Origin of the sequence: Rhodococcus sp. A14 (assembly GCF_011603105.1) — a bacterium.
GTDB classification, from domain to species: Bacteria; Actinomycetota; Actinomycetes; order Mycobacteriales; family Mycobacteriaceae; genus Rhodococcus_F; species Rhodococcus_F opacus.
The window spans coordinates 1-8,958 of sequence record NZ_JAAOQS010000187.1 but is presented as its reverse complement, the minus strand read 5'-3'; the positions used below and the strand labels follow the sequence as shown (position 1 = coordinate 8,958).

Sequence of the window (8,958 nt, the reverse complement as noted above, 5' to 3'; positions counted from 1 at the left end):
GCCACTCACATGAGTGGGCCGGGCGAACGCCCGTTCTGTGTTTACGGGCTCAGACGGTGTCTTCGTCCTCGGGGGCGGGGTCGGCGAACCCGGGGAGCCACCGCGTGAGGATCTCCATGTACGGCGCGTATGCGTCCAGCTGAGCGCAGATTCCCACCGAGCCGACGAGAACCCGGAAGATCATCAGATACTCCGCCGGCAGATTCAGTGCCCGGGCCGTCCGGAACTGCGCACTGTTGAAGTCGGTCGCGGAACCCGCGGCCTTCTGCAGCCAGGCGCGGGTGAAGTGGAACGATTCGGTGCGGATCGGGTCGGTGACGGGACGCAGGTAGTCCGCGATCTCCTTGTCGGTGACCGTTCGGCCGGGCAGGACGAATCCGTTGGCGTGCAGCAACTCCGTCAGTTCGTCGAACTGCTCGTGGAGCGCCAGCCGGACCATGGACCCGAGCACCGGGGGAAGCCCGTGCGGAAACGGTGCGGCGGCACCGAAATCGATGACACCGAGGCGGCCGTCGCTGTGCAGCATGAAGTTACCCGGATGCGGGTCGCAGTGAAGCAGGCCGACGCGGGTGGGGGAGGCGAAGTGGAACTCCGCGAGCAGTGCACCCGCGGTGTTGCGTTCCTCGGGGGTGCCGTCGGCGATGATGGCCGACAGCGGCTTCGCCGACATCCATTCGGTGACCACGACCTTGGGGGCACTGGCGACCACGTGCGGAATCGCGAACTGCGGATCCCCGTCGTACACCTTGGCGAAGCGGCGCTGATTGTTCGCCTCGATCCGGTAGTCGAGTTCTTCCTCGGTGCGGGCCGTGAACTCGTCGATGACCGGGCGCACGTCGACGCCGGGCATGACCGAGGCGAACAGTCCCGCGAATCGGCCGAGCGTCTTCAGGTCGGCGCGCAGCGCTTCGTCGGCGCCGGGGTACTGAACCTTGACGGCCACGTCGCGACCGTCGGCCCAGACCGCGCGGTGTACCTGGCCGATGCTGGCCGATGCGGTCGGGGTGTCGTCGAACGACTGGAACCGGTCACGCCACTTGGTGCCCAGCTGCTGGTCGAGCATTCTGTGGACGGCCCGCGCGGGCAGGGGAGGCGCCTGCGCCTGCAGCTTGTTCAGCGATTCACGGTAGGGCTCCGCGAACTCCTCGGGGATCGCCGCCTCCATGACGCTGAGCGCCTGCCCGAGTTTCATGGCGCCGCCCTTGAGTTCGCCGAGGACCGCGAACAATTGCTCGGCGGCCTTGGCGCTCAGCTGTGCGTCGATCTCGTCCTTGTCGCCGCCGGTCAGCTTCCGGCCGAAGCCCATCGCAGCACGCCCCGCGATCCCCAACGGGATGCTCGCGAGTTTGGCGGTGCGGGTGGAACTCCTGCGGGGGATGTCGGACACCCCACCATCATGCATCATGACCGAAGGCGGTTCGATTCGCCCGCAGCGGGTGCCAGGTACGTGCAGCTGCAGCTCGCCTGCCGCGGCCAGCGCCGGGTCACCAGCCGGTGCGCCCCGAGATCGATCTCGAGCGTCGCGTCGAGGCTGCTGGGCGGCGCGCCTCGCGGCGCGGCCAAGACGGCCTCGAGCTGGCCGAGGGCGACTGCGGCCGTGGCCATGATCACGGCGGGGCTCGCGTGCCCGACCGTCCCGAGGAGCTGAGCGGACAGGTGCGGCCAGTCCTCGTCGTACGCGGCGCGGAGGAGATCGGCGCACCGCAGGCAACTGGTGTTGCCCGGGAGCACGAGAGGGCCGACGACACCGCGGCCGTCACGCAGCCGGACCTGCAGGTGCGGTGTCCCGTTCTGGACCAGATCCGCGACGAGCCGAGGTTCCGCCACCAGATCGTCCGCGAGCACGACGCACAGGGCGTTCCACCGCCGGACGTCGCTGTCGGCGGAATAGCGGAAGGAGCGGGATACCCGGATGCCGCCGTCCGTGAGCCCGGCCGACACCGCATCCGACAGCGGGCCGCGCCCGTGCACGCGGATCGTGATCGTGTCCGCGACGGGGGATGTCCCGGCGACATCGATCAGACCTGCCCGGTCGAGGTCGCCGAGAAGCTTCGACACGTCCGTGGGCGCAATGCCGTACCCGACGGCAGTCCACAGGATGTGCGGCCGCGAGTTCTTGCCGTCGAGCAGTCGGACGACGGCGAGGAGTTGCTCGGTCCGGACCCCGGGAGGCGGGGCGAGTACGAGAGCGCGCTCGGGATCCCAGCCGAACTGCAGGCGCCCGTCGGGGCGGACGAGTACGGCGATCCTGGGATCGAGAGTGACACCGACGTGTCGCGTGGGCTGGATGGTCACACGCTGAGGATCGCAGGCCACGACCCGGCATCAGCGCCGAAAACGCGGGTTGTCCACAGGCCGAAACGTGCTTCGACCTGTGGATTTCCCGCTATCGAAAAATTGGTGGGGTCAGAAGGTCAGGACTCGGGGTCGTCGTCCTTGCCGGACTTGCCGCGCTCGGCCTCCTCGGCCCGCTCGCGGGCCTCGGTTGCCTCCAGTTGTGCCATCGGATTGTCGAAATCGCCGCCGTCGCCGCGTCCGAGCACACGTTCGACGAACGCATCCGGGCTGTCGAGATCGGACGAGTCGGGCAGCAGGTCTGGGTGGGCCCATACGCCGTCACGGGCGTCGATGGTCGACTCGGACGTGAGGCGAGTCCACAGCTGCGCGGCCTCCCGGACCTTGCGGGGACGCAGTTCGAGTCCGACGAGCGTCGCGAACGTCTGTTCGGCGGGTCCGCCGGTCGCACGCCTGCGGCGCAGCGTCTCGCTGAGGGCGGCGACGCCGGGGAGTCGGTCGTTCAGTGCCGACGCGACGACGACCTCGACCCAGCCCTCGATGAGGGCGAGCAGTGTCTCGAGTCGCTCGAGGGCCTGCTTCTGCTCGGGTGTGGTCTGGGGTTCGAATGCGCCCTGCTGCAGGATGTTCTCGAGCTGCGACGGATCGGTCAGCGCGGACGGGTCGAGTCCCTTCGCCATGTCCTCGATGGCCGAGAAATCCATCGTGATGCCGCGGGCGTATTCCTCGACGGTGGCGAGGAGACGCTGACGCAGCCACGGGACGTGGCTGTACAGGCGCTGGTAGGCGGCCTCCCGCGCGGCGAGGAACACGAGGATCTCGCGGTCGGGCTGTTCGAGCCCCTTGCTGAACCGCTCCACCGCGGCGGGAAGCAGTGCGCCCGTGCCTGCCGGACCGAGGGGGAGACCGATGTCGGTGGAGGTGAGCACCTCCTTCGACAACTGGCCCAGGGCCTGGCCGAGCTGGGAGCCGAACGCGAGGCCACCCATCTGGCTCATCATGCCGATCATCGGGCCGGCCATCTGCTGCGCTTCCTCGGGCAGCCCCTGCACCCACATGCCGGACACCTTCTCCGCGACCGGGTCGCACAGCCGTTTCCAGGTGTCGAGGGTGTTGTCGAGCCAGTCGTTGGGCGTCCACGCGACGGTCTTCGTCGCGCCCGCCGGCAGCGTCGTCGCGGCGTCGAGCCACAGTTCCGCGAGCCGTGAGGCATCGGCGATCGCCTCGGAGTTGCCCTGGGTGATGGGCGCGACCGACCCCATCTGCTGGCGCGCGAGTTTCTTCGCGATCTCGTAGTTGACCGGGCCGCTCTGCTCACCGGACCCCATCGACGTGCCCATCCCGCTCAGCATCTGGCCGAACTGGGTCAGCATCTGGCCGAGGGAGGCCGGGTCGAAGCCCCCGGCGGGGAAACCACCCGCCCCGAAACCGAAGTCGCCGGAACCGCCCGCGTTCTTGTCGCGGTCGGGCCCGTTCTGATCCCCCGTGTTCTTGTCACGATCGGGATCGTCGTCGGGTTTGGAGAAGCCGAAGGGCGGATTGCTCATGACTCAACGGTACAAGGCGCATGGTTCCGTGGCTGTCCACCTCGTCACGCTGACGGCGAACACGCGGACGGCCGACAGTCGTGTCCGCGGGTTCGCGCTCTACGCTGGTCCAGGTGAATCGACGGATCGTGACGCTTCTGGCTGCGCTGGCCCCGATCGTGGTACTCGGAATTCTCGGCACGGTGATCACGGTGCCGTACGTGGCCCTCGGGCCGGGACCCACGTTCAACACACTCGGCGAAGTAGGTGGTGAGGAAGTCGTCGCCATCGAGGGAACGGAGGTCGACGACACCACCGGCCACCTCAACATGACGACGGTCGCGGTGCGCGACGACCTCAACGTGTTCGAAGCGTTCGGATTGTGGGCCAGTGGGCGCCAGGGCATCGTCCCCCGCGAGGAGGTCTACCCGCCGGACAAGTCGAAGGACGAGGTCAAGCAGGAGAACGACGCCGACTTCCAGCAGTCGGAGGACAGCGCGGAACTCGCGGCACTCCACTTCCTGGGCAAGCCGGTCAACCTGCGGATCGCCAAGGTCGGTGAGGACGGCCCCTCCCAGGGACTGCTGCGCGAGGGCGACGTGTTGGTGAGTGTCGACGGAAAGCCGGTGTCGACGGTCGGTGGCGTGCAGGAGGCGGTGGCCGATGTGCCCCCGAACACGGAGGTGCCGATCGTGATCCGGCGCGACGGCGCCGAGACGACGGTGCGGGTGGCGCTCGGCGCACGCCCGGACGACGAGTCCAAGGGCTACCTGGGGATCACTCCCGAGGAGATCCCGGACGTCCCGTTCACGATCGACTTCAACCTCGCCGACGTGGGCGGCCCCTCGGCAGGGCTCATGTTCACCCTCGCCGTGATCGACAAACTCAGCCCGGGCGAACTCAACGGCGGCAAGTTCGTGGCCGGCACCGGCACGATCGACTCCGACGGCGACGTCGGCCCCATCGGCGGCATCAAGTACAAGTTGATCGCCGCGGAGGAGGCGGGCGCCGAGACGTTCCTCGTGCCGGCGAAGAACTGCGACGAGGCACGCCAGGGTGCGCCCGACGGGCTCCGGCTGGTGAAGGTCGAGAACCTCGACGGAGCCGTCGATGCGCTCGAGGCCATCAATACCGGAGCGGACGCGCCGCACTGCTGAGCGGTCAGTCCTCCTCGGTCGCGTCGAGGGTGGCGTACAACGCGCTGATGAGGTTCGGTGCCAGATCGTCGTAGGTGAGTAGTTCGATCCCTGCGTACGGGTCGGCGTCCTCGTCGGGGCGCAACTGCATCAGGCACAACGACGGTCCGTCGCGCAGCACGGCGGCGATCAACCGGGCGGACCGGCGGTCGGGATGCGACTCGGCCGCGGCCCGCGCGGCGTCGTCGGCGGCGTCGCGATCGGACAGCAGGGGGACGAGCGCGTCGTCGAGATCGGACTCCGCCTCGGGCGGCAGAACGACGATCTCCTGAACGAGTGCGCACCCCACCACGGACTCCGGCCAGCTGGTGGTGGCGAGGAATTCGTCGAGTGCGCGCGACCCGCCGTCGATGTCGTCGGGGAACGGATCCTGTTCCACCGGGGTCAATTCCGCGCCGTCGGCGAGTTGGTCGAGCAGGCTCGGTTCGGCGGCCGCGAGCAGTTCGGTCGGGACGAGTGCGAACATCTGGGGCGGCTGATCCCACCCTCCGGCATCGACGAATTCGACCACCTCGCGCACACAGCGGGCGAGGGCGTCCGTCTCTCGGTTCACATTCTCTTCACTCACGAGACCCATCTTCGCACCCCCGGAACAGGACCGACGGCCGCATCTCTCGGTTGTTACGTAGAGTGGGACGAAACGGTCACGCCCTTGCTGTTCGGGTGTGGACGAACGAACGGTGCAGTTGATCGCGGCGCGACAGCGTCGCCGAGTTCTTGGAGTGTGGCACGTGGGCATGCGGCCCCCCGCAGGTTTACCGTCGTTGTCCAAACGCAGCCGAGTGCTGCTGGTGCTGGCGCTTGTCGTCGCTGCCCTGTTGCTGGTGGGCCCTCGGCTCATCAGTACCTACACGGACTGGTTGTGGTTCGGTGAGGTCGGATTCCGTGGTGTGTTCACCACGGTCCTCGTCACCCGTCTGCTCCTCTTCCTCGTAGTCGGGGTCGTGGTCGGCGGAATCGTCTGGCTGGCACTGCTGCTCGCCTACCGTTCGCGGCCGGTGTTCGTCCCGGTGTCGGGTCCCAACGATCCGGTGGCGCGGTACCGGACCACGGTGATGACTCGGCTGCGCTTGTTCGGCCTGGCCATTCCGATCGCGGTGGGACTGCTCGCCGGGCTGATCGCCCAGTCCAGCTGGGTGACGGTGCAGTTGTTCGTCAACGGCGGCGCGTTCGGCGTCGCCGATCCCGAATTCGGCCTCGACGTCGGCTTCTACACGTTCGATCTGCCGTTCTACCGTTTCGTCCTCAACTGGCTGTTCGTCGCGGTTCTGCTGGCGTTCTTCGCGAGCCTGGTGACGCACTACATCTTCGGCGGGCTGAAGCTGGCGGGCCGGGGCGGGGCACTGACCAATGCGGCGCGCGTCCAGTTGGCGGTGCTCGCGGGAACGTTCATTCTTCTCAAGGCCGTCGCGTACTGGTTCGACCGTTACTCGCTGCTGTCGAGCAGCCGCAAGGAACCCACGTTCACCGGTGGTAGCTACACCGACATGAATGCGGTGCTGCAGGCGAAGTTGATCTTGCTGGCCATCGCGGTCATCTGCGCGGGCGCGTTCTTCGCGGCGATCTTCCTCCGCGATCTGCGGATTCCCGCAATGGCGACAGCGCTTCTCGTGCTCTCCTCGATCCTGGTCGGCGCCGTATGGCCGCTCGTGGTCGAGCAGTTCTCGGTGCGTCCCAACGCCGCCGACAAGGAGAGCGCGTACATCGAGCGGAACATCGCCGCCACGCGGCAGGCGTACGGCATCACCGACGACAAGGTCGAGTACCAGGACTATCAGGGGTACGGCACGAAGCCGCCGCGGGACGTGCCCGCCGACGTCATGACCATCGAGAACACGCGACTGCTCGATCCGAACATCCTGTCGCGGACGTTCACCCAGCAGCAGCAGTTGAAGAACTTCTACGGGTTCCCGCCGACGCTCGACATCGACCGGTACGACATCGACGGGCAGTTGCGTGACTACATCGTCGCGGCCCGCGAGTTGTCGTCCAAGAGCCTGACGGGTAACCAGACGGACTGGATCAACAAGCACACCGTCTACACGCACGGCAACGGACTGGTCGCGGCCCCCGCGAATCGGGTGAACGCCGCTGCCGGCGAGTCCGCGGAGGAAGCCGCGAACAGCAACAGCGGTTACCCCGTCTACATGGTCAGTGACATCGCCTCGCAGGAGGCGGGTAATCAGGTCATTCCGGTCGAGCAGCCGCGCATCTACTACGGCGAGGTCATCGCCGACACGGACGCCGACTACGCGATCGTCGGCGGATCCGAGGGTTCGGACCCGCGCGAGTACGACACCGACACCTCGCGCTACACGTACACCGGTTCCGGTGGTGTGCCGATCGGCAACTGGTTCAACCGGCTGGCGTTCGCGGCCAAGTACACCGAGCGCAACATCTTGTTCTCCGGTGCCATCGGTTCGGATTCCAAGATCATCTACAACCGGGACCCGCGGGACCGGGTCACGCACGTCGCCCCGTGGCTGACCGCGGACGGCGACTCGTACCCGGCCGTCGTCGACGGCAAGGTCGTGTGGATCGTGGACGCCTACACCACGTTGCAGGACTACCCGTACGCCCAGCGCAGTTCGCTCGACGGACTCGTCGAGGACAGCATCGACCAGAACACCGGCCGCCTGCTGCCCCGTAAGGAGGTGTCCTACATCCGCAACTCGGTGAAGGCCACCGTCGACGCGTACGACGGCACCGTGAAGCTCTACCAGGTGGACCAGAACGATCCGGTGCTCGATGCGTGGATGGGTGTCTTCCCGGATGCGGTTCAGCCGGCGGATTCGATTCCCGACGAACTGCGTGCGCACTTCCGCTATCCCGAGGACCTGTTCAAGGTGCAGCGCGAGATGCTCGCCAAGTACCACGTGGACGATCCGAAGGAGTTCTTCACCAACAACGCGTTCTGGTCGGTTCCGAGCGATCCCACGATCGACACGAGCGCGAACCAGCCGCCGTACTACGTGCTGGTCGGTGATCCCGAGACCGGGAAACCGTCGTTCAATCTGACCAGTGCGATGGTGGGTTACAGTCGCGAGTTCCTGTCCGCATATCTGTCGGTGAAGTCGGATCCGGAGAATTACGGCAAGTTCACCGTGCTTCAGTTGCCGACGGACACGCAGACCCAGGGTCCGCAGCAGACCCAGAACTCGATGATCTCGGATCCCCGGGTGGCGTCGGAGAGAACCCTGCTCGAGAGATCGAACAAGATTCAGTACGGCAACCTGCTGACCTTGCCGATCGCGGACGGCGGCATCCTCTATGTCGAACCGATGTATACGGAGCGAAGTTCGACGGGCCCGAACACGTCGACGTTCCCGCAGCTGTCCCGAGTGCTGGTGAGCTACCGCGAGCCACCGCCGAGTAACAGTGTGCGTGTCGGGTACGCCCCGACGTTGGCGCAGGCGCTCGACCAGGTGTTCGGCGCCGGCACGGGTTCGGTGGCGACGGCACCCAGTGCGGAAGAAGGGACGCCCCCGGAGACCGGCACCACGCCGCCCGTCGATCAGGGTGCGGCACCGGCGCCCACCGCTCCGGCGACACCGCCGTCCGGCACGGATGTCTCGGCGGCCGTGGCAGAGTTGGACGCATCCCTCGACGCGTTGACGTCGGCGCAGCGCAGCGGTGACTTCGCGGCCTACGGCGCAGCGCTCGCTCGCGTCCAGAAGGCGGTCGCCGCGTACGAGGCGATCCCGAAGTAGCGGCGTCTCGGCCACAACGAGAACGAGGCCCTGTCATCCGAACCGGATGACAGGGCCTCGTCGTATGAGCAAAAGATCAGCGCAGTGCGTCGACCAGCTGCGGGTTGGTGTCCACCAGCTGCTGGAACTGCTGTCCGTAGCCGTTCTGCTCGGCGACCTGACGCGCGGCGTCGAGCGCCTGCTGTGCGGCGGGCTGGACCGGGGCGGGTGCCTGAACCTGAGCCGGAGCGG

At 67.3% G+C, this 8,958-nt stretch carries 6 protein-coding genes; 2 read left to right on the top strand and 4 right to left on the bottom strand.

Translation table 11 applies throughout. The features are described from left to right. Positions 1-49: 49 nt before the first annotated feature. The 3 genes from G9373_RS43880 to G9373_RS43870 form a co-directional block, all read right to left on the bottom strand. A complete protein-coding gene (locus G9373_RS43880) occupies positions 50-1,405 on the bottom strand; it encodes an AarF/UbiB family protein (protein WP_167121084.1) in 1,356 nt (451 codons plus the stop codon). Further along, on the bottom strand, positions 1,402-2,295 hold the full coding sequence (locus G9373_RS43875; RefSeq protein ID WP_133986533.1) for a hypothetical protein: 894 nt from the start codon (positions 2,293-2,295) through the stop codon (positions 1,402-1,404). Before G9373_RS43875 ends, G9373_RS43880 begins: the two co-directional genes overlap by 4 nt. 119 nt (positions 2,296-2,414) lie before the next feature. After that, positions 2,415-3,842, bottom strand: a complete 1,428-nt coding sequence (locus G9373_RS43870) for a zinc-dependent metalloprotease (RefSeq protein WP_054248829.1) — start codon at positions 3,840-3,842, stop codon at positions 2,415-2,417. A 113-nt stretch (positions 3,843-3,955) separates the two neighbouring features. On the opposite strand from G9373_RS43870, the gene G9373_RS43865 reads away from it, so the two are divergent. Further along, complete coding sequence (locus G9373_RS43865) at positions 3,956-4,978, top strand: PDZ domain-containing protein (protein ID WP_043788828.1); 1,023 nt, start codon at positions 3,956-3,958, stop codon at positions 4,976-4,978. Positions 4,979-4,982: 4 nt separating this feature from the next. Here the strand turns inward: G9373_RS43865 and G9373_RS43860 are convergent, their stop codons facing one another. Continuing rightward, positions 4,983-5,594: a PPA1309 family protein gene (locus tag G9373_RS43860; RefSeq protein ID WP_005564840.1), complete on the bottom strand. Its 612-nt coding sequence runs from the start codon at positions 5,592-5,594 to the stop codon at positions 4,983-4,985. A gap of 154 nt (positions 5,595-5,748) precedes the next feature. Between G9373_RS43860 and G9373_RS43855 the strand changes: the two genes are divergently transcribed. Beyond that, a complete protein-coding gene (locus G9373_RS43855) occupies positions 5,749-8,727 on the top strand; it encodes a UPF0182 family protein (protein WP_005564842.1) in 2,979 nt (992 codons plus the stop codon). Positions 8,728-8,958 lie beyond the last annotated feature (231 nt).